Source organism: Montanilutibacter psychrotolerans (genome assembly GCF_003719825.1).
Lineage (GTDB): Bacteria > Pseudomonadota > Gammaproteobacteria > Xanthomonadales > Xanthomonadaceae > Montanilutibacter > Montanilutibacter psychrotolerans.
The window spans coordinates 20,803-43,388 of sequence record NZ_RIBS01000005.1; the positions used below are offsets into that span (position 1 = coordinate 20,803).

At 67.4% G+C, this 22,586-nt stretch carries 24 protein-coding genes; 14 read left to right on the forward strand and 10 right to left on the reverse strand.

Going from position 1 to position 22,586, the window contains the following annotated elements:
* The first annotated feature begins 690 nt into the window (after positions 1-690).
* Both EER27_RS11190 and EER27_RS17610 read left to right on the forward strand, forming a co-directional pair.
* On the forward strand, positions 691-927 hold the full coding sequence (locus tag EER27_RS11190) for a hypothetical protein (RefSeq protein WP_123088209.1): 237 nt from the start codon (positions 691-693) through the stop codon (positions 925-927).
* Between the two features lie 107 nt (positions 928-1,034).
* Positions 1,035-1,310 carry a S41 family peptidase gene (locus EER27_RS17610; RefSeq protein ID WP_223807318.1) on the forward strand — a complete coding sequence of 92 codons (276 nt, stop codon included), beginning with the start codon at positions 1,035-1,037 and terminating at the stop codon, positions 1,308-1,310.
* Here EER27_RS17610 and EER27_RS11200 read toward each other — a convergent pair.
* Together EER27_RS11200 and EER27_RS11205 are read right to left on the reverse strand one after the other, a co-directional pair.
* The gene (locus EER27_RS11200) at positions 1,265-2,212 is read right to left on the reverse strand and encodes a hypothetical protein (protein ID WP_123088211.1); all 948 of its coding nucleotides are present in this window, start codon (positions 2,210-2,212) and stop codon (positions 1,265-1,267) included. The genes EER27_RS17610 and EER27_RS11200 overlap by 46 nt on opposite strands.
* A gap of 77 nt (positions 2,213-2,289) precedes the next feature.
* Positions 2,290-3,132, reverse strand: coding sequence for a class I SAM-dependent methyltransferase (locus EER27_RS11205; RefSeq protein ID WP_123088212.1), 843 nt, complete (start codon positions 3,130-3,132; stop codon positions 2,290-2,292).
* Positions 3,133-3,347: 215 nt separating this feature from the next.
* Between EER27_RS11205 and EER27_RS11210 the strand changes: the two genes are divergently transcribed.
* On the forward strand, positions 3,348-4,271 hold the full coding sequence (locus EER27_RS11210; RefSeq protein ID WP_223807295.1) for a M14 family metallopeptidase: 924 nt from the start codon (positions 3,348-3,350) through the stop codon (positions 4,269-4,271).
* An 81-nt stretch (positions 4,272-4,352) separates the two neighbouring features.
* Here EER27_RS11210 and EER27_RS11215 read toward each other — a convergent pair whose 3' ends face one another.
* Positions 4,353-4,868 carry an SRPBCC family protein gene (locus EER27_RS11215; protein WP_123088214.1) on the reverse strand — a complete coding sequence of 172 codons (516 nt, stop codon included), beginning with the start codon at positions 4,866-4,868 and terminating at the stop codon, positions 4,353-4,355.
* 288 nt (positions 4,869-5,156) lie between these two features.
* Between EER27_RS11215 and EER27_RS11220 the strand changes: the two genes are divergently transcribed.
* Positions 5,157-5,831 (forward strand): glycoside hydrolase family 25 protein, encoded by a 675-nt coding sequence (locus tag EER27_RS11220; RefSeq protein ID WP_123088215.1) that lies wholly within the window; start codon positions 5,157-5,159, stop codon positions 5,829-5,831.
* A gap of 1,185 nt (positions 5,832-7,016) precedes the next feature.
* On the opposite strand, the gene EER27_RS11225 is transcribed toward EER27_RS11220, so the two are convergent.
* Entirely contained in the window at positions 7,017-7,385 is a 369-nt protein-coding gene (locus tag EER27_RS11225; RefSeq protein ID WP_123088216.1) for a winged helix-turn-helix transcriptional regulator, read from the reverse strand.
* A gap of 183 nt (positions 7,386-7,568) precedes the next feature.
* On the opposite strand from EER27_RS11225, the gene EER27_RS17115 reads away from it, so the two are divergent.
* Positions 7,569-8,942 (forward strand): cyclase family protein, encoded by a 1,374-nt coding sequence (locus EER27_RS17115; RefSeq protein WP_223807296.1) that lies wholly within the window; start codon positions 7,569-7,571, stop codon positions 8,940-8,942.
* A gap of 255 nt (positions 8,943-9,197) precedes the next feature.
* On the opposite strand, the gene EER27_RS11235 is transcribed toward EER27_RS17115, so the two are convergent.
* Positions 9,198-9,428, reverse strand: coding sequence for a DUF4287 domain-containing protein (locus EER27_RS11235; protein WP_123088217.1), 231 nt, complete (start codon positions 9,426-9,428; stop codon positions 9,198-9,200).
* A gap of 374 nt (positions 9,429-9,802) precedes the next feature.
* Between EER27_RS11235 and EER27_RS11240 the strand changes: the two genes are divergently transcribed.
* Together EER27_RS11240 and EER27_RS11245 are read left to right on the forward strand one after the other, a co-directional pair.
* Entirely contained in the window at positions 9,803-10,747 is a 945-nt protein-coding gene (locus EER27_RS11240; protein ID WP_123088218.1) for a CPBP family intramembrane glutamic endopeptidase, read from the forward strand.
* A 128-nt stretch (positions 10,748-10,875) separates the two neighbouring features.
* The gene (locus EER27_RS11245; protein ID WP_123088219.1) at positions 10,876-11,328 is read left to right on the forward strand and encodes a thioesterase family protein; all 453 of its coding nucleotides are present in this window, start codon (positions 10,876-10,878) and stop codon (positions 11,326-11,328) included.
* Between the two features lie 42 nt (positions 11,329-11,370).
* Here the strand turns inward: EER27_RS11245 and EER27_RS11250 are convergent, their stop codons facing one another.
* The 3 genes from EER27_RS11250 to EER27_RS11260 all read right to left on the reverse strand — a co-directional run bounded on the left by EER27_RS11250 (position 11,371) and on the right by EER27_RS11260 (position 13,694).
* Positions 11,371-12,381: a methyltransferase gene (locus tag EER27_RS11250; protein WP_123088220.1), complete on the reverse strand. Its 1,011-nt coding sequence runs from the start codon at positions 12,379-12,381 to the stop codon at positions 11,371-11,373.
* Positions 12,382-12,451: 70 nt separating this feature from the next.
* Positions 12,452-12,868: a hypothetical protein gene (locus EER27_RS11255; protein WP_123088221.1), complete on the reverse strand. Its 417-nt coding sequence runs from the start codon at positions 12,866-12,868 to the stop codon at positions 12,452-12,454.
* A gap of 169 nt (positions 12,869-13,037) precedes the next feature.
* Complete coding sequence (locus tag EER27_RS11260; RefSeq protein ID WP_123088222.1) at positions 13,038-13,694, reverse strand: glutathione S-transferase family protein; 657 nt, start codon at positions 13,692-13,694, stop codon at positions 13,038-13,040.
* Positions 13,695-13,941: 247 nt separating this feature from the next.
* Here EER27_RS11260 and EER27_RS11265 point away from each other — a divergent pair, with 247 nt between their 5' ends.
* Positions 13,942-15,171 carry a M23 family metallopeptidase gene (locus EER27_RS11265; RefSeq protein ID WP_148041006.1) on the forward strand — a complete coding sequence of 410 codons (1,230 nt, stop codon included), beginning with the start codon at positions 13,942-13,944 and terminating at the stop codon, positions 15,169-15,171.
* A gap of 251 nt (positions 15,172-15,422) precedes the next feature.
* Here EER27_RS11265 and EER27_RS11270 read toward each other — a convergent pair whose 3' ends face one another.
* Positions 15,423-15,791 carry a DUF1428 domain-containing protein gene (locus EER27_RS11270; RefSeq protein ID WP_123088224.1) on the reverse strand — a complete coding sequence of 123 codons (369 nt, stop codon included), beginning with the start codon at positions 15,789-15,791 and terminating at the stop codon, positions 15,423-15,425.
* A 279-nt stretch (positions 15,792-16,070) separates the two neighbouring features.
* On the opposite strand from EER27_RS11270, the gene EER27_RS11275 reads away from it, so the two are divergent.
* From EER27_RS11275 to EER27_RS11295, 5 genes are all read left to right on the forward strand, one after another.
* The gene (locus EER27_RS11275) at positions 16,071-16,670 is read left to right on the forward strand and encodes a short chain dehydrogenase (protein WP_123088225.1); all 600 of its coding nucleotides are present in this window, start codon (positions 16,071-16,073) and stop codon (positions 16,668-16,670) included.
* Between the two features lie 333 nt (positions 16,671-17,003).
* Positions 17,004-17,885 carry an ABC transporter ATP-binding protein gene (locus tag EER27_RS11280; protein WP_123088226.1) on the forward strand — a complete coding sequence of 294 codons (882 nt, stop codon included), beginning with the start codon at positions 17,004-17,006 and terminating at the stop codon, positions 17,883-17,885.
* Between the two features lies 1 nt (position 17,886).
* On the forward strand, positions 17,887-19,440 hold the full coding sequence (locus EER27_RS11285; protein WP_190285757.1) for an ABC-2 transporter permease: 1,554 nt from the start codon (positions 17,887-17,889) through the stop codon (positions 19,438-19,440).
* A 129-nt stretch (positions 19,441-19,569) separates the two neighbouring features.
* On the forward strand, positions 19,570-20,379 hold the full coding sequence (locus EER27_RS11290) for a hypothetical protein (RefSeq protein WP_123088228.1): 810 nt from the start codon (positions 19,570-19,572) through the stop codon (positions 20,377-20,379).
* 78 nt (positions 20,380-20,457) lie between these two features.
* Entirely contained in the window at positions 20,458-21,054 is a 597-nt protein-coding gene (locus tag EER27_RS11295; protein WP_148041007.1) for a hypothetical protein, read from the forward strand.
* 60 nt (positions 21,055-21,114) lie between these two features.
* Here EER27_RS11295 and EER27_RS11300 read toward each other — a convergent pair whose 3' ends face one another.
* Positions 21,115-21,711, reverse strand: a complete 597-nt coding sequence (locus EER27_RS11300) for an HAD-IB family hydrolase (protein WP_123088230.1) — start codon at positions 21,709-21,711, stop codon at positions 21,115-21,117.
* 206 nt (positions 21,712-21,917) lie between these two features.
* Here EER27_RS11300 and EER27_RS11305 point away from each other — a divergent pair, with 206 nt between their 5' ends.
* Positions 21,918-22,526, forward strand: a complete 609-nt coding sequence (locus EER27_RS11305) for a GIY-YIG nuclease family protein (RefSeq protein WP_123088231.1) — start codon at positions 21,918-21,920, stop codon at positions 22,524-22,526.
* The last annotated feature ends 60 nt before the right edge of the window (positions 22,527-22,586 follow it).

Consider the following 22,586-nt stretch of genomic DNA (forward strand, 5'->3'; position numbering starts at 1 on the left):
CCGTGGCTGGAGGAAGGGCGTGCGCGTGGCGCGCGCGGCCGCGCCTCGCGCGTGGTCGTCGTCGGAAAATGGGGGGATGCGTCCGGATGCGCCGTGGGCGTGGTGTCTGTCGTTGCGACAGAAGCCGGCGATGGCGTGATCGCGCATGTGGGGAGTCCTTTCCCGTTGCGTGCTTCCGCGCGAACCGTCGCGCATCGCCGCGTGGCCACACTGTCCTCCCGCGTGCCGAAAAGTCAATCGTGCGCGCAGGCGGATGCCGCGACCGGTGTGGGGGAAGCCGCGGGGCGATAGGCGTGAAAGCGGCCAGGGTCCGAGGCGCTAGCCGGAGCTGGGCAGGCATGCCGTTTGTCGTCTGCGGATCGCTGCAGCAGCGTTTCGAGTGCCGCGGCCGACTGGCGCACGACGGCGATGCATCCACTCGTCGTGCCGATGCGGCAGCGCAGCATCCGCGGATGTGCCGGCCGCGCGAACTGTCATTTCCCACAGGGGAAAAAGACGGTCGGCAAAAGGGGGAGAGGGGAGTCGACTTTCTCCTCGTCGTCGCAAACGTACGAACGTGGAGCGCGATCCCAAGGCGCACTTGCGGCGCACATGCGGCGCACGTGCAGCGCGATTTGCTGCGTGGACACTGCCGGCGTGACGTCGCGGCCACGACGTGACAACCATCCACGGACCCAACGGGAGACCCTCATGCCCATCGCAACGTGGCTCGCGCGCACACTGCTCGCAGCGGCGGGAATGTCACCGATACCGGGTATCCGCGCACAGGCGTCGGAGGTGGCCCTGGCACGCCTGGATTGCGGCAACGAACCCCAGTCGGTCAGCGTTGCCTCGTTCTCGGACACCTTCGCCTATCCCGATCTCAAGCTGCCGCTGACCTACAGCTGCCATCTGATGGCGTGCGCGTTTTTTGCCAACAACTACTAACGCGTTAGTAGATGCCGCGTTAGTAGATGCCGCGTTAGTAGGTGCCGCGTTGGTAGAAGACTGCGGCCCACGCCGCCCCATCGAAATGGAAGGATCACGATGAAGCCATCCGCAACGACAGGCCCGCCGACAATCAGATGCGCCAGTTCTGGACGTCCAGCGCGGTGATGCCGCGCTACACGCGGCCGGTCTACGTGCTGACCTCGAAGCAGACCTTTTCCGGGGGTGAGGAGTGCGCCTATGACCTGAAGACGCAGAAGCGCGCAAGCCTGGTCGGAGAAACCACCGGCGGCGAAGGCGAAGAGGCAGTAGCGGGAAGCACGCTCCCGACCACCTGTCATGGACCGCAATGGCCCCGGCGATCAAAGCGTCCATCGAGGTAGGCGCGCAGATCCGGCTCCAGTTGCGCCGGATTGTCGAAGAAGCGGCAGACGAGCGCGAACAGCGCAAATTGCTCCCACGCGAACAGCCGGTGCGTGCGCACCATCGCCAGGGTGTGCACGCCTTCGCTGCGGATGTTGGCGCCCGAGGCGGCCAGTTCCCCGCTGCGACCGGCGGTCAGCTCCGCGCCGATGCGGCGGTGGTGGGACGACGCGCTGGTGGCCGATGTCACCAGATCGCCGAGGCCGGCGACGGTGTGGGCGGTTTCGGCTTGCCCACCCATCGCCTCGATGATGCCCGCCAACTCGCGCGTCGCCTCGGTCAACAGGAAGCCACGCAGGTTGTCTCCCATGGCCAGGGCATCGGTCGCACCGATCAAGGGGACGTACACGTTTTTGAGAATGGCCGCCCAGGCAGCGCCTTGAACGTCGCCGCTGTGGTCGAAACGCAGCGGCGTGCCGTCGAACAGATCGTCGAGCTGCGGTCCGACCGCCGGTTGCGAACTGGCGGCGACAGCGAATCCGCCCCGTCCGGCCTGGAGTTCGCGGGCCAGCATCGGGCCATACAGCAGCGCCCAGCCAACGCGCGATCCGAAGTGCTGCTGGAAGATCTGCGCCGGCGTCCGGCCCTGCTCATCCAGGCCCTTGCCGATGGAGAGGCAGATGGTGCCACCCGCAAGGCATGGCGCCAGGCGGCGGGCAAGCTCGTCATGGGGGTTGGTAGGCAAGGCGAACAGCACCACCTCACAATCCAGCGCCGCTTCCTCCAGCGGCTGGGTCTCCACGCCGGTCTGCAGGTCGCGGTCCCAGATCGTGACCTGGTGCCGCGTGCCGAGCAGTGTCTCGAACGCGCGGCCCATGGCGCCGTGGCCCAGGATCAGCACACGCTTGGCATTGCCTGTCATGGCCAGGCTCCCCAGGTTCCCCGAGGCCCAGCATAGCGGTGATTTCGGTTGTGCCGCGCCCCTGGCTGCGGGCCGCGTCAGCGACGCGTCGCCAACACGCCGTCCAGTGCCAGCTGGGCCTTGAACCCGGCCTTCTCCAGTCGCTTCGCCACCTCTCGCGGCACGTCGCGGCCGCTGGTCAGTTTGTTCGGGCTGCCGGTGTAGTGGAACAGTCGTCCGCCCCGGCGAAGCACGCGCGCCAGCTGATCGTAGAACACCTGCGAGTAGAGCTCGCCGGCGATGCCGAAGCGCGGCGGGTCGTGCAGCAAGGCGTCTACCGAGGCGTCGCCGATCTGCGCGATCGCCTGCGACACGTCGGCGTGGGTGAGCTGGAATCGACCGCCATTGGCCGGTGCGTCGGGGTCCGGTGACCACGGGTTGAGCGTGCGCAGCCACAGCACGTCGACGTTCTTCTCGAACGAGTGGATACGCGCGACGCCTGCCTCGAGACAGCAGGCGGCGAAATAGCCCAGGCCGCCGCACGTGTCGAGGATCACCTTGCCGTGCGGCTCGACCAGCGTCACCTTGCGACGTGCATCCTCGAAGGGCGACTCCTTCGAAGTGGGCAGCATCTTGATGCCATCGATCTCGAAGGTCGGAGCGCCCCATTCGGTCGGCACGAGCTTGATCAGCGAGCCCGAAAAGCGCGACACCGGCGTGAACTCATCGCCGTCCCAGTAGTAGATCGTGCGGTCCTTCAGCTTTTCCGGGTACGGATAACGCAGGTTGTGCCATTGCCAGGCGTCCAACTCCAGCTGCGCGTCCGCGATCGATCGTCCCAGGTCGAGCGAGCCGGTCCATGTGCCGGCACCGGCATCGCGCGCGGCCAGCAGCGCCTGGGCGAGGTCACGGGTGAGCAGGGGACCGGAATACTGCGACATGGGGGACGAACTCCTGGACGATCGGAAGGGGCGCTTTGGACAGCCCCGGACGCAACGGATAGCAGATCAGGATACAGGCCCGGGCATCGGGCATTGCAGCCCGGCCAGTGCCACGGTCAAGCGCATCCGGGCCGGTCCGATGCCGTAGAACCGGCGCGGTTGGGGGCGATGCTAGAGTGACCAGCCCTTGCGCAACGCATGACAAGACGAGCGACGTGATGACTGAAGCCTTCTACCCCATCGGCACGCCCGGACAGCCCTGGGGCGACGCGGAAACGTCCGAATGGCTGTCGCGACAGACCCGGCAGCGCAGCTATGCGGTCGACGTGCTGAGCGTGATCGATCGCTTGCGTTCGCGATTCGAGGTGGTGGAGTACGGTCGCCTGGACTATGCCCCTGACGCCTACCCGCTGTTGGCGATCAGGAGCCGGAACTGGCGCGACGATCTGCCCTGCATGCTGGTCACCGGCGGCGTGCATGGCTACGAAACCAGTGGCGTCCACGGGGCGTTGCAGTTCGTCGATCAACATGCGGCGGACTACGAAGGTCGCGCCAACCTGCTGGTCGCGCCGTGCGTCAGCCCCTGGGCCTACGAGCGCGTGCACCGTTGGAACCCCCAGGCGATCGACCCGAACCGCTCGTTCCGTGCCGACAGCCCGGCGCCGGAGTCGGCGGCGCTGATGCGGCTGGTCGCACCGCAGCGCGATGGCATGCTCATGCACATCGACCTGCACGAAACCACCGACACGGACGAGTCCGAGTTCCGGCCCGCACTGGCCGCACGCGACGGCAAGCCCAGTGAGCCCGGTGAGATCCCCGACGGCTTCTACACCGTAGGCGACACCGAGAACCCGCAGCCGGCGTTCCAGCAGGCGGTGATCGCGGCGGTGGCCAAAGTCACCCACATCGCCCCGGCCGATGGCAACGGCGAGATCATCGGCTCGCCCGTGGTGGCACCGGGCGTCATCAACTACCCGCTCAAGCAGCTCGGCCTGTGCGCCGGCATCACCAACGCGCGTTACACCACCACCACCGAGGTCTATCCGGACAGTCCGCGCGCCACCCCCGAGCAGTGCAACGCCGCCCAGGTGGCCGCGGTGTGCGCGGCCATCGATTTCGCGCTGGCGCACCCGGCATAAACGACGAACGAACCGGCTGGGGTAGGCGAAGCGCCGCCCCAGCCTCGCGGCAACCGGCACGCGACAGACCCCGACTTCACCCTACGACTCGGGCACGTGCCCCGACGCGTTCTGCGCGAGGTACTTGTCGATCAACTCCAACTGCTTCTCCCATCCGCCCTCGTTGGAGGCGTACGCCTCCTGGCGACGATCGGACGGCAGGCGGTCGAAGCCGGACTCGGTGATCGTCAGCAACGTGCCACCGGGTGCATCGTCCAACGCAAACTCCACCAGGGTGGTGGGCTGCTGTGCCGGATCGACGGCGGGGTCGGGGACGCCGGGATGCCAGCGGAACGCCAGCAGGCGCTCGGGTTCGATGCGGTGGACGTCGAGCTCCAGCGCCGCGCCGCGGTAGGGCTCCTGCATTTTGGCCACCTCGGGATCGACTTGCGTCGGCACGATCCGGCCGCTCAGGTGACGACCGGGAGCGAAGTCGCCGTCGAACTCGGCGCCGAACCAATGGCCGAATTGTTCCGGCTGACGAATGGCCTGCCATACGCGTTCGCGCGGCGCATGCAGCAGGGTCTGCTTTTCGATGCGATCGGTTGCGTGGGTCACGGTGCACCTCCAGGCGCCGAGCGTACGTCGCGGCACGTGAGGTCCCGGGTAAGGGAACCCGGTGCAGCGGCTGCGCCGCACGGGAATTGCTGACCGCGTGTTCGTCCAGCGGCGGGGCGGCTCCCCATTTGGCGCGGCGTCTCGTGGCGGCTGGCAGGGAGTGCAGGGTGGCGCCGCCTCCGATCGGGTGCCCGCCGATGTGCTGGCCGCCCCCTCCGCACAGGTGCTACAACTCACTCGCCCAGCGGGGCTTCGCAACCACCCGGATCATCGACGCACGGAGGCGCCATGTTGAACGCGGTCATCGACATCTCGCATCACAACCAGATTTCCAGTTTCGACACGGTGCGGCAGGCCGGGATACTGGGCGTGATCCACAAGGCCACCCAGGGATCGGCGTACGTGGATCCCACCTTTGCCGACAACCGCAAGCGCATCCAGGACGCGGGGTTGTTGTTCGGTGCGTACCATTTCGGCACGGCGGGCGATGCGGACGCGCAGGCCGAGCGCCTGCTGGCGGTCGCGGGAACGGACGCGCTGCTGGTGCTCGACTTCGAATCGAACCCGCAGGGCGGGAGCATGACGCTCGACGAGGCCGAGCAGTTCGTCCACCACATCTATCACGCCACCGGTCGCTATCCGGGTCTGTATTCGGGTTCGACGATCAAGCAGGCGCTGTCCACGGCAGGCATCACCGGCCCGTCGCAGACCGAGTTGTCCAAGTGCTGGTTGTGGCTGGCCCAGTACGCGGCCACGCCGCTGATCCCGAAGGCGTGGTCGACCTGGACCCTCTGGCAATACACCGACGGCGCCGCCGGCAATGGCCCCTACGAGGTCTCCGGCGTGGGTCGCTGCGACCGCGATCAGTTCAACGGCACGGCCGACCAGCTGCAGGCGTTCTGGCGAGCCGGCACTGCTGCTTCGAGCAACGTGCCCACGCAGCAGCAACCGGCAATGGCGTAATCCAGTTGCGTAGGGTGGGCCCAGGCCCACCACGCGCGAATACGCCCAGCCCCACCACCGCGAATGCCGCATCGCCGTAGGGTGGGCCCAGGCCCACCTCCGAGAATGCTGCATTGCCGTAGGGTGGGCCCAGGCCCACCGCGCGCGAATGCCGCGTCGCCGGCCGAACGCGCCCACGCGAGCCTTGTCCTCGTGGCATGTTCGGAGCTTCGTGATGGTGGGCTTGAGCCCACCCGACATCTGCATTGCCGTAGGGTGGGCCCCGGCCCACCGCCGCGAATGCCGCGTCGCCGACCGAACGCGCCCACGCGAGCCTCGTCCTCGTGGCATGTTCGGAGCTTCGTGATGGTGGGCTTGAGCCCATGCATTGCCGTAGGGTGGGCCCAGGCCCACCGCCGCGAATGCCGCATCGACGGCACGCCCCACACCCCACGCCAGTCCAGCCCTTGTGGCAACGTGGTGGTGGGCTTGAGCCCACCCTACGTCTCATCGGCGTTTCGTGATGGTGGGCTTGAGCCCACCCTACGTCTCTTGAGCCCACCCGACATCTGCATTGCCGTAGGGTGGGCCCAGGCCCACCGCGCGCGAATGCCGCATCGCCGGCCGAACGCGCCCACGCGAGCCTTGTCCTCGTGGCATGTACGGAGCTTCGTGATGGTGGGCTTGAGCCCACCCTACGTCTCTTGAGCCCACCCGACATCTGCATTGCCGTAGGGTGGGCCCAGGCCCACCGCCGCGAATGCCGCATCGCCGACCGAACGCGCCCACGCGAGCCTCGTCCTCGTGGCATGTTCGGAGCTTCGTGATGGTGGGCTTGAGCCCATGCATTGCCGTAGGGTGGGCCCAGGCCCACCGCCGCGAATGCCGCATCGACGGCACGCCCCACACCCCACGCCAGTCCAGCCCTTGTGGCAACGTGGTGGTGGGCTTGAGCCCACCCTGCGTCTCATCGGCGTTTCGTGATGGTGGGCTTGAGCCCACCCTACGTCTCTTGAGCCCACCCGACATCTGCATTGCCGTAGGGTGGGCCCAGGCCCACCGCGCGCGAATGCCGCATCGCCGGCCGAACGCGCCCACGCGAGCCTTGTCCTCGTGGCATGTGCGGAGTTTCGTGATGGTGGGCTTGAGCCCACCCTACGTCTCGCCGGAACGATGGTGGGCTGAGCCTACCCTGCGTCTTGGGTTCTAGCCGGGCACCACGTCGGCAAGTTGGTCCTGGTGTCGCTTGCCCCATTCCGCCAACGCCGTGAGCGCCGGGCCAAGGCTCTGTCCGAACGTGGTCAGCTCGTAGGCCGCGGTCTGCGATGCGGGTTGGGCGGTGCGATGGATCACGCCGTTTCGCTCCAACTGCCGTAGCTGCTGGCTGAGCACTTTGTGGGCGATCTGCGGAATCGCGGCTTCCAGTTCGCTGAAGCGCATTGCGCCGTCGCTCAACAGCCAGAGGATCAACGGCTTCCATTTGCCGCGAATGACCGAAAGGGTGATGTCGACCGGGCAGACATAGGCGGGCGATTCCGATCGCGGACGGTTCGCCGCGGGTGTTCGACGGCTCAATTCAGGTTACCTCGCGGTGCGTATTTGTCGGTAAGCCACTCTGTTAGCTTACGGCACGCGACGCATCCACCGTCATCGGATACGGGGACCATCGCACGGAGTCGGCGCGTCGCGTCGACGGCACCGCCAGGCACAACTGGCCAGGGATTGGAGAACGTTGTGATACCCGCCAAGAACCATCGCTTGCGATCAATCGGATTTGCACTGCTGTTGCTTTCCTCGCAACACCTCGCCCTCGCATCGGGCCCGGCCCGGGATGCGGCGTCCGCGCCCACCGTGTCGACCCAGAACATCGTTGACCTGACGCACACGTTGACGCCCGAGTTCCCCTACATCCCCGTTCCCGGCATCACGTTTCCGTTCAAGGCCACGCCCATCGCCACCATCCCGACAATGGGCGTGGCGGCAAACAAGTGGGAAATTCATGAGCACCTGGGCACGCAGATCGACGCCCCGTCGCACTTCGTCGACGGTGGAACGCCACTCGACCAGATGCCGGTGCGCAATTTCATCGCGCCGCTCGCCGTCATCGACATCCGGGACCGCGCCCGTCGCGATGCGGATGCCAGCGTGACGGTCGACGACATCCTGGCCTGGGAGGCGAAGTACGGGCGGCTGCCGGCTGGCGCGGCGGTGTTCATGTACTCCGGCTGGGAGGAAAGAATTCACGACGCCGCGGCCTTCATCAACGCCGAAGGCCCCACCGCGGCGGGCGAGTTGGAGCCCACCATGCACTTTCCGGGGTTCTCGCCGGAGGCCACCGCCTTCCTGGCGAGCGAGCGCGACGTGGTCGGCATCGGCGTCGACACGCTGTCGCTCGACCCGGGCAAGGACAAGCAGTACCGCGCGCACAAGAGCTGGCTGGCCGCGGGCAAGTGGGGCGTCGAATGCGTTGCCAACCTGGGCAAGGTGCCGGCCTCCGGCGCGACGGTCTTCGTCGGCGCGACCAAGGTGGGCGGGGCAACCGGCGGGCCCGTCCGGCTGATTGCGACGTTTCCTTCCGCCGCGCAGTCCGCCATCGCGCCGACGCTGACCGCCGACCGACTGGTGGGCAACTGGAAGAGTCCGGCGCCGGAAAGCGCGGGGCCCGGAGCGTTCACCACGCGCGAGTTTCAGTTCAGCCGTGATCGCTGGCGCGTGGAGGCGCGGTTCTACGGCGATCAGGCCGCGCGCACGCCGCTGTTCGCGTTCGTTGCCGAAGGACCGTACGCGTTGCAGGACACGTCATCGCAGGTTGAAGGTGCCAACGACGCGGTCTTCTCGTTCGACCGGAAGACATTGACCCTGCTGACGTCCGATCCGGCGACGCTGCGCCGCTTCGGCTTCGATGGTTGCGGGTTGAAGGAAGGAACGCCCACGGACATCTCCGCCAACGGCTGTTCGTTCTTCGCACCGATCGCCCACTGCCAACAGGAGCACGATCTGGTCCAGCTGGAAGGCGACGACCTGCGCCTGGGCATGCGCCCGGCCGATCGCAACATGTGCGCGCCCGCCAAACGACCCAAGGCACTGGGGGCGCCGCTGGTGAGGCTGGCCGGGACCGGCGAACCCTCCTGACGACGTGACCTGAGAGCGGCACGAATCGGAAGGTGGGCCCCGTCCCACCTTTGGTTGCCGCTGGCATCCACGGAAGGCGCGATTGCTGATCACCGATCACCGATCACCGATCACCGATCACCGATCACCGATCACCAATCACGTATCGCGAGTCGCGAGTCGTACTTCGCGGATCGCGCAACGACCGGAATGTCGGAAGGCACGGCCGGGGCCTGCCTGTCTCCGCCGAGGCAGGCCCACCGCGTGCTCCCGGTCTTACCGGTCGCCTTCCTTCTTCATTCCCTTCAGCAGCGCCACGATCGCCATGGCGTGGCCGTGGCCCAGTTCGAAGTCCTGCTTGAGCCAGGCCACGATGTCGCCCGCCTTGATGCCCGGCAGCAGGCCCTTGGCGTTGGCGTAGCCCTTGCTGGCGGCGAGCGTGCGGAAGTCGGCCGGGGTCTTGCCGGTCTTGGTCTGGATGTTGTCGAGGTAGGCCTGGAAGGACATGGGTGTGACTCCGTGAAAGGGTGGGAGAGCGTCGCGCCGTGTGGTTTTTTCGGCGCTCTTGATGGGTATGACGAACGAGTACAGCGCGGATCGACACGGCGTGTTGCGGGCGCTGACATTCGCCTGCAAGCAGCGGCGATCGCCAACTCCCGTTGGTGGCAACCCGTGATCGCAGCCGCCGCCAATAAAACGACCCTGCACCGGTCGCGGTCGCGACATGCGCCGCAGCCGATGGCTCGCCTCGGCGCGCTCCACCGGTCGCACCGGGGCGAAACTCCCAATGACCTACAGCACACTCGCGGTACCCGGGGCGCTGCGACCATCGATGCACGCGGCACTGACGCCTCGTCTGGGGGCGCGATGGAGACATCGCAATGGGGGCAATCGTGAAGGCATTCCTGACCACACTCTTCTTCGACCGAGGTCACCACCGGCTTCGCAACGGATGGTGGGTGCTGATCTTCATCGCGTTCATTGCCGTCACCCGCGTGATTCATCGGCCCATCGTCGATGCGCTGAAGCAGCTGGACGCGCACGAGGCGTGGCGCGAACCCCTGCCGGTGCTGTGTGCATTGCTCGCCACCTGGGCCTGCGTGCGCCTGCGCCGGCAGTCGCTGGCGAGCGTCGGGTTCAAGCTCGACCGGCGATGGGTGAAGGAATTCGCCGGCGGCATCGTCATCGGCATGGCCACGTTGCTGACGGCCGCTGCGATGATCTGGGCCACGGGCAACGTGCGTTTCGAGCTGGACCCGCAGCGAAGCGTGGCCGCCATGATGTACGGCGTGTACGTGTTCTTCTTCGCGGCCATGCTGGAAGAGATCCTGTTCCGCGGCTTCCTCTTCCAGCGCCTGCTCGACGGCATCGGCGCGTGGGGGACGCAGATCGCGCTGGCCGCCCTGTTTGCCGCTGCGCATTGGAGCAATCCGGGCATGGAAGGCGCCACGCGGGTGTGGGCCACCATCGACATCAGCCTGGCGGCCGTGTTCCTCGGGCTGGCCTACCTGCGAACGCGCAGCCTGGCGCTGCCCATTGGCCTGCACCTGGGTTGGAACTGGGCGCAGGGCCATCTGCTGGGCTTTGGCGTGAGCGGCTTCGATCACAACGGTTGGTTGCGACCGGTCTTCGACGGGCAGACCACCTGGCTGAGCGGCGGCGAGTTCGGTCCCGAAGCGAGTGTCTTTGGCGTGCTGACGGACCTGATCCTGATTGGCCTGCTCTGGAAGTGGCGTGGCTCCGCCACCGCGCCGGTCGCCGCGCTTGAACGGGACGCCGGATCGGTGCCAGCCCTGCAGGGGGCCGACAGGCGCGCGACGGGCTGATCCAAGGCACGCGCGCGTTGGACGGACCGCCGGCGGCGCCGTGTCGCGCCGTGCATATCCCCCAGCCGATTGGGGTTTACTAGGGAGGTAGGGCCCGAGGCAATCCGCCGCGCACCAGGAGGCATCCCGTGTACACCAAGACCCTCTATGCCGGCTGGGGCGACATGGACTTCAACTCGCACATGCGCAACACCGCCTACCTGGACAAGGCCGCGGACGTGCGACAGATGTTCCTGATCGAACACGGATTTCCCATGGAGGCCTTCGTCCGGCTGCGCATCGGCCCCGTCGTCAGGAAGGACGAAGTCGAGTACTTCAAGGAGGTCGGGTTGCAGGAACCGATCACGGTGACCTATGCCCTGGCGGGGCACGCGGAAGACGGGAGCCGCTTCCTGCTCCGACACGAGATCTTCCGCCTCGATGGCAACCTCAGCGCGCGCGTCACCAGCGCCGGGGGATGGCTGGACTTGAACGAGCGCAGGCTCATCGCGCCACCGCCAGCGCTGCTGTCGGCCATGAACTCGCTCGAGCGCACCGATGATTTCGTCGTCCTGCCGTCCAGCGTGAAGCCGCGCGGCTGACGCGGCGCGCACGCGTGCGCCGGGACGCGATGACCACCGCCGCTACTTGATGCCCACCACCATCGAGTCCGGTCCCTGCAGGTGCTCCACGCGTGTTTCGGCGAAGCCCGCCTCGCGCATCCACCCGGTGCAGTCCGCGCCGGTGTAGTCGAAGCCGCCTGGTGTCTCGATCAGCATGTTCAGGCTCATCAGCAAGCCGAAGGCGTTCTCCCGGCGTTCGTCGTCGATCAGCGATTCGTAGACGATCAGCGCGCCGCCCGGGGCCAGGGCCTCGTAGGCCTTGGCGAGCAGGCGACGTTTTTCGGCCAGATCCCAGTCGTGAAGGATGTGCCCCATGATCAGCACGTCGGCGCTGGGGATCGGGTCGTTGAAGAAGTCGCCTGGATGGAAGCGCAGGCGGCGGCCCAGTCCGTTCGCGGCGACGTACGCCTCGAACACCGGCCCCACCGGCGGCAGGTCGAATCCCCCGCCCGAAAGGTGCTCGTGCGCCAGGGCGATCTGCACCGGCACGGCACCTTGGGCGCATCCCACGTCGATGAAGGTCCGGTACTGGTGCCACGGGAATCGCGCCGCAATGGCCATCGCCGTGCCAAGACTGATGCCGGTCATCGCCTTGAGAAACCCCTCCAGTCGGCCGGGTTCGGCATAGAGCGTGGCGAAGAAATTCTCGCCCTGGGTGGCTTCGTTCTGCGGCTTGCCCGTCTGCAGTGCCTGCGTGAGCGAGCCCCAGAACGGGTACAGCCGCGTGTTGCACATCTCGAGCAGCCCGCCGACGTACGACGGTTTGTTGCGATCGAGAAACCGGTCGGTTTGCGGCGTGTTGCCGTACCGGTCGTCGTTTCGTTCGAGCATGCCCAATGCCACCAATGCGTCGAAGAAGTCGCGCGCACTTCGCGGGTGCACACCCAGCCGTTGCGACAGCGTCCGGCCGTCGAGCGGGCCGTTCGACAGTTCGGTGAACAGGCCAAGCTCGATCGCACTCAACAGGGTCTTGGAACCCCAGAAGCCGAGTCCCAGTTGCAGGATCCCATCGGGGGTGGGAGCGTCGTTCATCGTCGATCTCCAGGGGTGAAATCGTCCGGGCGGCCCAGGCGGGCGTGGTAAGGGCGCGTCGGGCCGTAGGTCACCGGCCCCGGGGTTGCGCGCATCGCCCGAAGCGCGCGGCCATGCCGGCCTTGCCGACGACGGCCTCGGCCTGCGGGACGTAACCGTCGAGTGGCACGTACATGCCCCGGCCGTCCTGGAAGACATACAGCGAGAAGTCATCGCCGATGAACTCCACCACGTACCCCTCGGGGATCGGGGAGGTGGGGGCGGAGCCGAAGCTGGTATACGAGTCCATGCGCACCGGCGTGTGCAGGCGGCGCGGGCCCTGGCTGACGACCAGCCCACTGGCGGCGATCTCCACCCTGGGCGCGGAGGCTTCCGCACACCGGGGGGAGTAGGTTCCGCCGTGCAGCGTCAGCGATTCGGGCCGCAGGTCCTGGGCGAGGGCAGGCGCCACAGGGACGGCCCCGATGACCGCGATCACCGCAGCCATCGGGAACGAGCGAAGGAGGGCAGGCCGTCGGCGCATGGGACTTTCCCGGACGGGGACACGTCACCTTCCAACGGCGTGCCCCGCGACCAGCGGCCCCGCGGCTGGACACGGGGCCTTCCTGTCAGCCGCGATCACCCGGGCTGCGATGTCCGCTGGGGAGCCGAGGGAGTCAATCGCGGTCGGGTGCACCCAGGGGGAAGTAGCTGCGGAAGGGACGGGCTTCGTCCACGGCACGTGCGAAGGAGGGGCGAGCCAGCAACCGCGCACGGTAGGCGTGCACGTGGCGGAACGTGGTGTCGATGGGATGTGTCCAGTCAGCGTAGAACAGGAACGGCGCGGCACCGCAGTCGGCGAGGCTGAAGTCGTCGCCCGCGGCCCAGGTGCGATCGGCCATGACGTTGTCGAGCCAGGCGTACGAGGTTTCCAGCAGCGTCCGTGCTTCGGCGACGCCGTGGGCGTCGCGCGCGGCCTCCGGCCGGAGGCGGTCGAAGACGATCCTCTGCTGCGGGGTGGATATGTAGTTGTCGAAGAAGCGGTCCATTGTCCGCACCTCCATCGCCTCCTTGGCGTCGGCGGGCAGCAGGCGCACCGGGCCCGGGTAGTGCAGGCCCAGGTACTCGACGATGCAACTGGCCTCGATGACCGTGCGATCGCCATCGGCCAGCACCGGGAAGCGTCGGAGCGGCCACAGGGCGGCCAGTTCCGCCTGGGCAACCTTGTCTTCGAGCGACTTGTACTCGAACGGCGTGGCGTTCTCGTAGAGGGCGACCAGCGCCTTCTGGCAGTAGGACGAAAAGGGGTGGGCATAGAGCTTGGGAAGCGTCATATCGGTGCTGTCCTTGGGGGTTGTTTCCACCACGACGAACCACGGGGAGCGAAATCGACACCCTCCGCCAGGAATGCGACCGCCCGCGCAGTTCCGTCGAATATGCCGTATCGCTATTTGGAATTTGTCGTGCCTGTCTCGTTTCATGGGGTGAAGGCGCGCTGCGAGGGCGCGCCGGAAGCTTAGAGTCCGGGTATCGGCACCCATCGGGGCGGCGGGTGCGGACGGGGAGGAACTGCGTGCCTCGATGTCGGATCCGCTGACGCGGGCCGACATGCTGCCTCTACTCGACGAGGGCAATGCCATGAAGGCGATTTCGAGAGCAGGACTGGCTCTGTTGACCTGTTGTGTGGCGATGGCGATCGGCAACACGGTATCGGCCGCCGATCGCGGCAGCGGCACCACCGCCGGATTGACCGGCGCGGACCTGGTGTACACGTACGACGAGATGTTCGATTTCGATGTCGACAGCTACCTGGCCCGGCATGCGCCGCATCTGGCGCGACACGGCGAGTCGATCTCGCACTGGGCCGGGTACAGCAACATCAGCCCGAAGGTGCTGATTGCGTTGATGGAGCAGCAAAGCGGCGTCGTGTCCCGCCGGCGGGCCAACGCGGATGCATTGCGTCGCCCGTTTGGGGCCTTGTCGAAGGCGGACGGTTTCAATGCCCAGACCCGCGAGGTGGCCAACGCCCTGCGCCAGGCCCTGTACGAGCAGCAAGACCCCTCGCTGGTGCCCCGGGGCCGGGTGCCGTTGTCGCGCACCAATCCGCTGCAGGTGTTGCAGGTTCGGGCAGGCCAAAGCCCGGCCAATGCGGCATTGCTTGGCGATGGCGGGTTCCAGCAGGTCTACGGGCGCCTGTTCAATCAGCCGCGCAAGGCGGTTGCGTCGTCGGGACGTTTTGGCGCGCAGCCCAGCGGCACCGACGTCAACGCGCTGGCCGGGCCGGCGAACGGCTTCCTGCAGTTCCCGTACCCGCGCGGCCAGTCCTGGCACGTGGGCGGCGCGCACACCAACACCGGCTCGGGCAGCTACCCGATGTCGTCGCTGGACATGTCCCGTGGCGGTGGCTGGGGCAGCAACCAGAGCAACATCTGGGTGTCCGCATCGGCGGGGGGCGCGTTCAAGCGGCATTCCTCGTGCTTCGCCGAGGTGGTGCACGCGGGCGGCTGGTCGACGACCTACTACCACATGATGAATCTGCAATACGGCACCGGCGCCACCGTCAGCGCCAACACGCGCATTGGCAATCCGGCCAACACCCGCAGCCAGGCGTTGTGCAATGGCGGTGGCTCCACCGGCCCGCACGAGCATTGGTCCCTGAAGTACAACGGCAGCCACTACCACTTGAACGGCGTCTACCTGTCCGGCTTCATGATCACGGCCCTTGGCAGCAGCTACGACACCAACTGCAACCGGTTCTATCTCACCAAGAACGGCAACCGGTACTGCTACGGGTACTTCTACAACCCGTGACGGCACGGCGTCACGGGCACGATCGCCGCACGTAAACCAGCACAGGGCAGGTCTCGGCCTGCCCTGTGTCGTGGCGAACGAGGCCCCACTCCGCGGCAGCCACAGCACCGGCGCTGTGGCTGCGGGCATCGCAGGCGTCGTGGTGCCCACGGTGGGGCGATGACACGTCGCGCGCCTAGTACGGTGCAATCGTCAGCCCGGATTGCGCGCTGACCGATCTGCCTCGACCGACGCGCCGGACGTGCCCCGGATCAGTTCTTCTTCCCGCCCAGTTCGACAATCGGCGAGAAGCCGCCGTAGATCAGACGCATCCCGTCGAACGGCATGGGATTCGCTTCGGGCTTCAGGCGTGGGTCCTGCATGGCTTTTTCCATGCCGGCGTCGCGGGTGGCCTTGTCGGGCCATTCGATCCAGGAAAACACCACGGCCTCGTCGTCCTTGGCCTGCACGGCGCGACGGAAGTCGGTCTGTTTGCCGTTCGGAACGTCGTCGCCCCAGCACTCCAGCACACGCGTGGCGCCGTACTCGACGAAGACCGAGTCGCCGTCGGTGGCGTGTTGGATGAACTTCTGCTTGTTGGCTGTCGGAACCGCCAGCACAAAACCGTCGATGTAGGACATCTGCTTGTCTCCCACTTCTTTGGATGGGCGAACAGACTGCCTCGCCCAGGGTTAAATCCGGGTCATTGGCGTGTGGTGGCGATGGTGGCTGCCCGGCATATGCCTCGACGAAGGGCATGATCGAAGCGTGAAGGATGTGCTCGTCGGTTGATCGAACCCACCGCGCGGCCCACGAATGGAACGCTGTCGCGGCGCGGGCGTGACTTTAATCGCATCGATGCCAACACCACCCTGGTGTGAACGCGGCCATCGTGGCCGCGATGACACGTGGAGCGTGGAATGAAGATTCTTCTGGTTGGCGCGCAGGGCACGTTGGGACGGGCGGTGGCGGCGGAGTTGGGGGCGCGGCACGAGATCATCACGGCCGGTCGACGGTCGGGCGATGTCCGGATCGACCTGAGCGATCGCGACAGCATCGTGCAGGCGTTCGCGCAGGTCGGTTCCGTCGATGCGGTGGTGTCGGCGGCGGGCAATGTCGCGTTCGCGCCGCTGTTGGAACTTACCGATGCGCAGTGGCAGATGGGACTTGGCGACAAGCTCATGGGTCAGGTGAACCTGGCGCTGGCGGCGGTTGGCCATCTCTCCGACGGTGGCTCGATCACGCTGACCACCGGCGTGCTGGCCGATCAGCCGATCCGCTCCGGCGCCCAGGCCAGCCTGGTCAACTCGGCAATCCACGGCTTCGTGATGGGCGCGGCGATCGAACTGCCGCGCGGCATCCGAATCAATGCCGTCAGCCCGAACGTGCTGCAGGAATCGACCGATGACTACGCCCCGTACTTCCGCGGCTTCGAGCCGGTGACGGCGGCCCGCGCGGCGCTGGGCTTCAGCCGCAGCGTCGAAGGCGCCGAGACCGGCAAGGTCTATCGGGTCTACTGACGCCGTGAGGCGTCGTCGCGGGGCGACGGGTGGTGCGCTCAGTCGTCGCAGTTGCCCGAGGCCTTGATCCAGGCGCGAGCGGCGACGACTGCCGGATCCGCCGCCAGTGCGTGCACCGTTTGCGTCTGGGATCGTCGACGACCTGGTCCGGCGGCAAAGTCGCCACCGGTGTCAGCCCGAGGTCCGCCCCGGGCGGCCTCGCGGTTCCCCTGGCATTGGCATTGCGCCGCAGCCGAAAGTCACGGCGCCGAAAGGCACGCTGCGGGACGCGGTCGCGATTCGATACTGCCTGCATCGCGGTGCGTGCAGCGCCGCCGTCAGATCGGGGATCGCATGAATTGCCAACTGACCGTCGACACGGTCCGCTATCGCTATGCCAAAGGCCACGACGCCGTCGCCGGTCTCGACCTGCAGATGGGGTCGGGCATTCTCGGTCTGCTCGGCCCCAACGGCGCGGGCAAATCGACACTGATGCGCGTGCTGGCCACGCTGACCCGGCCCACCAGCGGCCGCGTGCTGTGGAACGGCGTCGATATCGCGCGACAACCCGATGCGCTGCGCACGCAGCTGGGTTACCTGCCGCAGGACTTCGGCGTGTACCCGGCGCTGAGTGCGCGCGAGTTCCTGGTCTATCTGGCAGCGGTGAAGGGACTGCCGTCGTCGACGTCGCGCGCGCGCGTTGACGACTGCCTGGCACTGGTTGGCCTGGCCGACGCCGCCGACCGGCGCCTGGGGGATTTCTCCGGCGGCATGCGCCAGCGGGTCGGCATAGCCCAGGCGCTGCTCAACGATCCCAAACTGCTGATCTTCGACGAACCCACCGTGGGGCTGGACCCGGAAGAACGCCTGCGGTTCCGCCAACTGATCACCGATCTGGCCGCCGATCGGCTGGTGATCCTGTCGACGCATATCGTGTCCGACGTCGAGGCCAGTGCCACCGCATTGGCGGTGATGTCCAAGGGCCGTCTGCTGTTCAGCGGCGCGCCGGAGCCGCTGCTGGCACAGGCGCACGGGCACGTGTGGGAGTGGCTGGTTCCGGAAGCGCAGGTGGCGCAGGCGCGCGCGCAATTCACCATCAGCAACTCGCTGCGCCGCCCCGATGGCGTGCGACTGCGCGTCGTCGGCGCACACCCACCTTCGACCGACGCGCAGGCCAGCACGCCCGACCTCGAGGACGCCTACCTGTGGTTGCTCACGCGCGACGGGGGCCGCTGAGATGGGGGCGTTGCGACGCTTCGCGGCAATCCTGGTGGCCGACCTGCGCGAGCGTGGCCGCGGCACCCGATTCTGGGTGGCCATCGCCCTGGTGGGGATCGCGACGTGGTGGTGCTTTCCGGCGGTCGAGACCGGCCGGTTCGCGGTGGGCTTCGGCGATGACGTGCGTGGCATCTACTCCAGCGCCTGGGTGGGGCTGGTGCTGGGCCTGATGTACTCGTCGTTGTTGTCGCTGCTGGGCTTCTACGTGGTGCGTGGCACGCTGGTGCGCGACTTCGATACGCGGGTGTGGCAGTTGCTGGTGGCCACGCCGATGACGCGCCCGGGCTACCTGCTGGCCAAGTGGGCCAGTCACATGGCGGTGTTCGCGCTGGTGATGCTGGTGGGGCTGGCGGTGGGCGCGGTGGCGCAACTGGTCCACGCCGAAGACCGCACGTTCAACCTGATCGAACTGGTCAAGCCGGTGCTGGTGCTGGCGCTGCCGTCGCTGGCGGTGACCGCGTTCTTCGCGGTGCTGTTCGATCTGGTGCCGTGGCTGCGCCGCACGGCTGGCAACGTGCTGTTCTTCTTCGTCTGGGTGCTGGTGAACGTCAGCCTCGCAAATCATTTCGATCCGTCGAAATCCGCGTGGGCCACGCAGACCTGGCTCAGCGATCCGGGCGGCATGGCGATGGTCATGCGCGATCTGGGCACGCATCTGGCGCGGGCGATGCCCGACGTGAACAGCCACGACCTCAGCGTTGGCATGAGCGACACGGTGGAGCGGCTGCGGCTTTTCCGGTGGAACCACTGGCCGATGCGCCTGGCAGATCTGGGCGGACGTGCGGTCTGGGTGTTGCTGTCGATGGCGTGCGTCGTCGCGCTGGCGCCGATGCTGGACTGGGCCGCGGCGCGTACACGCGGTGCCGAGGCGGTGCGCGGCGCCGGCGCCGGACGCCGACTGGCATGGCTGGATCGCGTGTTGCGGCCGCTGGAGTCGTTCGCGTCCGGTCGGGTGATGGCGGCGGAGTTCAAACTGGTTCTGCGCCAGCGGCGCCTGTGGTGGTGGTTGGCGTTGCTGGGCAGCTGGGCGGTGCAGTCGTTCGGGCCTCCCGAAGCGGTGGGGGTGGTAGTGATCGTTGCGTGGATGGCCAGCGTGGACGTGTTCTCGCGCGTGATGCTGCGCGAACGCGAGACGCTCACCGGGCCGCTGCTGTTCGTCGCCGCAGGCGCAGTGCGTCGGCTGCTGGTGGCGCGCGCCGGCATGGCGGTCGTGCTGGCGATGGTGTCGGTGGCGCCGGCCGCACTGCGCACCGGCGCGATCGATCCGCTGGCGGCGGTGGCATTGCTGATGGTTGCGGGCAGCGTCGCCTGCGGTGGCCTGGCATTGAGCGTGCTGTTCCGAAATCCGCGCCCGTTCGAGTTGCTGCTGGTGGTGCTGGCCTACGTGGGTGTGCAAGGGCAGGGGCCGTTGGCGGTGCTGGCGCATCCGCAGTGGACCCTGATGCTGCACGCGGTGGCGCTCGTTGCCTCGGCCCTGTTGTTGCCGATGTTGTGGCCTCGTCTGGCACGTTGAGATCCGCGACGCCCCGGACGATGGGCCGCGTGACCTTGCGGCGGGTCGTGCGCCGAAACGAGGCGCAGGGCGAAGTTTGCGCGCGCCTTGACGGCATAATCCGATGCAGGGGACACGGACGCCGGAACGATGCAGGAAATCGCCACACGCGCACTCACGCCGGACGAGCGCGCCGAACTGACGCTGTCGCTTCGGCGATGGTGGGCGCGCGCGCTGCCCGGCGCGGTCGGGCGCTACGTGATGTTGTTCCTGCTGTTGCTGGCCGCAGGCCTGAGCGCGGTGGCGGTTGTGACCGGCATTGCCAGGACCTCGCAGGGCCATCCGTTGGCGGGCCTGATTACCGCCGATCCGGGGCCGTGGACGCTGCGGTTGTTCACCGTGCTGTTCTGGGGGTCAATCGTGGTGATCCCGGGCTGCATCGCGGGCCGCGCGCTGCTGCGCGATCTCCACGGCCACCGCCGGCGTCTGCGCGATCACGAGGACGGGACGGCGCAAGTGATCCGGCTGGAGTCGGCGCGCTTCGTCAAGGTACTGGATGGACAGGAAGGCGCGGTGTTCCTGTTCGATATCGGCGGCGGCAATGTGCTGGCGGTCGGGGGCGACCGGGCAGGGGACCGGATGCTGTTCGGACTGCCCGCGCAGGAAGCGGACGACGCCGCGCCTGACGATGGCCTTGCCGGATCGGTGGACGACGACGTGCCGTTTCCGAACTCTTCGTTCGAAGTCCATCGTCTGCCGCATACCGGCCGATTGCTGGGCATCGTGCTGCACGGCGAGCGCGTCGTGGCCGAGCGCATCGTGCTGTCCAACGAACTGGCATTGCCCGATGCGCGACAGTCCCGGTCGCTGTGGCGCAGCGAATCGCTGATCCTCGCGCACGACCTGCAATCCTTGCTGCCGGATACGTCGGTGCGCGCGCGGCGACTGGGACTCACCTGATCATCGCGGGCCGATGTTCCGCACCGGGGGATTGGCTATGCTCGAACGCCACCCGTGCCGTTGATGATGGAGTTGTCGATGTCCGCTTTGTTGCCCGCCGAACTCGCCTGGTACGTCACCGGTCGCTTCTATCGCGCCACCGACCAGTCGTTGGCCGACTTCGGCTACTTCCTGCACCTGGCGGGCATCGAGGCGAATCTGTTTGACGGTGCACCTGGCGAAACGACCGCGCATTTCACGTTCGCCGCCACACCGTTCCAGGCCGGCGGCGTCAGCAACGGTGCGCTGGACCTCGCGCTCGATCCGGTGGGCGGGTTCTCGGTGTACCTGCAGCGCGAGCCCGCCGGCAACTTCGCCGATCCATCGTCGTTCGCACGGGGCGAATGCATCGCCCGGTTCCGTCGCACCAGCGTCGTGGTCGGCACCACGGTCAACACGGGCAACACGGCGTCGGCAGCGCCGTTGATCGCCTCGAACGTGTTTTCCGCGCGTCTGCTTGAAAGCACGCCGTTCGAGTTTGGCGGCCGCCGCCACGACCTGGCGGTGAGCCTGGGCGAGGGCGTGACCCAGTTCGGCACGGCCGCCGCCACGCCTGTCACGCCGGTGCCTGACGGCTACGTCGCCGTCGTTCCGTTCTCCGGTTCGGCCATCGCGCTGGGTCACGCGCAACGCTGACACGGGTGCCGAGGTGAGGCGCTCGTCGACGGGTGGCCGCCGCGGAATGAGGCGGCTACTTCAGGCGGCCACTTCCTGCCATCGGAAGTACCGGCGATGGGCGAGGTCGAGCAGTTGCCGATCCTCGTGGGTATCGCCATAGGCATACACCACCGGATAACTGTCGAGCCGGTAGAGCTCGCGCACGCGTCGCGCCTTCTCCTCGCCGGTGCAGTCGCCGAGATGGTAGCGGCCGGTCAATACGCCGTCGCGCGCTTCCATGCGCGTGCAGATGAGCGCGAGGTCGTGCTGCGCGCACCATTCGTCGAGGTACATGTCCAGCGATGCCGACACCACCACGATCGTGTCGCCCTGCGTCCGGTGCCACTGGATGCGCTCCAGCGCCTCGGGGCGCAATTGCGTCGACAGCACGTCGTGTGCGTAACGGGCGCCGAGGCGACGCACGTCGTCCGCACGGCGCCCACGGAAGCCGAATCCGGAGCCGGCCTGGCGCATCGTCGTGGCCGGCAGCAGGCCGAGCTTGTAGGCCAGGTACATCGGCCCCAGCAGCAGCTTGCCCAGCAGGAGCCGGCGTGGCGTTACGGCGTAGTTGAGGAACGGCGTGTAGGTGTCGGCGAAGGTGATCGTTCCGTCGAAATCGAACAACGCCAGGTTCATGGTGGGTGGCCAACGGCAAAGGGCGAAGAGAGACGATCCTGCGTGATCGTCGCAGTGGCAGTGGCCCGTACCGGGGAACGGGCCGGCGGCAAACTACCGCATCCAGGGCGGTGTGACGACATCGCCGATCGCGGCGACGTGAACAGTGCCGGAGCCGTGGACACGCAACGCCCCCCGCGTATGTCCGCCCGCAGTAGCCTGCTGGCATGGCACCGCCAATCGACACCCGGGACCCCGCTGCGACACGCACGCCGAGTCGTGGGCGCTGCTTCCTGTATGTGGTGCCATCGGCCTACGAGGACCTGCTGAAGATCGGCCACTCGCGCGATCCGCTCGCTCGTCTGCAGGCGCTGCACCGCCGCTGGTTCGAGGTGTTCGACCTCGAACACGCGTTGCTGGTGGAGACCGACTCGGTTCGCGACGCACGGGGGCTCGAACTCGCGTTCCAGCGGCAATTCCAGCAGCACAACGCCCCGGCCCCGTTGACGGTGCAGCCCGAGGCTGGCGGGCACAGCGAGTGGTATCGCGGCGCCAGCGAACCGCTCTGCATCTCGGTCCGCGCATTGGCATCGCAGGGCTTCGTGCTGCATGACCCGGCGTGGCATTGGCTTCGACACGAGATGCTGGTGCGTAGCGATGGATTGTTCTCGTGGACCCAGGCCATGTTGTCGGTGGATGAGCTCGAACTGGCATCCATCGCCACGCCGCGGCAACGCGTTGTTCGCGATGCGCTCGATGCCCATCTCGCGTTCGGCATCGCGGTGGAGCCACTGCTTCCGGAGGCCGTCTGGCGCTGGTACTGCGCCGCGGCGTGACCGGGCGCGCACGGAATCCCGCGGTACGGCCGGGTAGAATCGGACTTCAATCCGATGCTC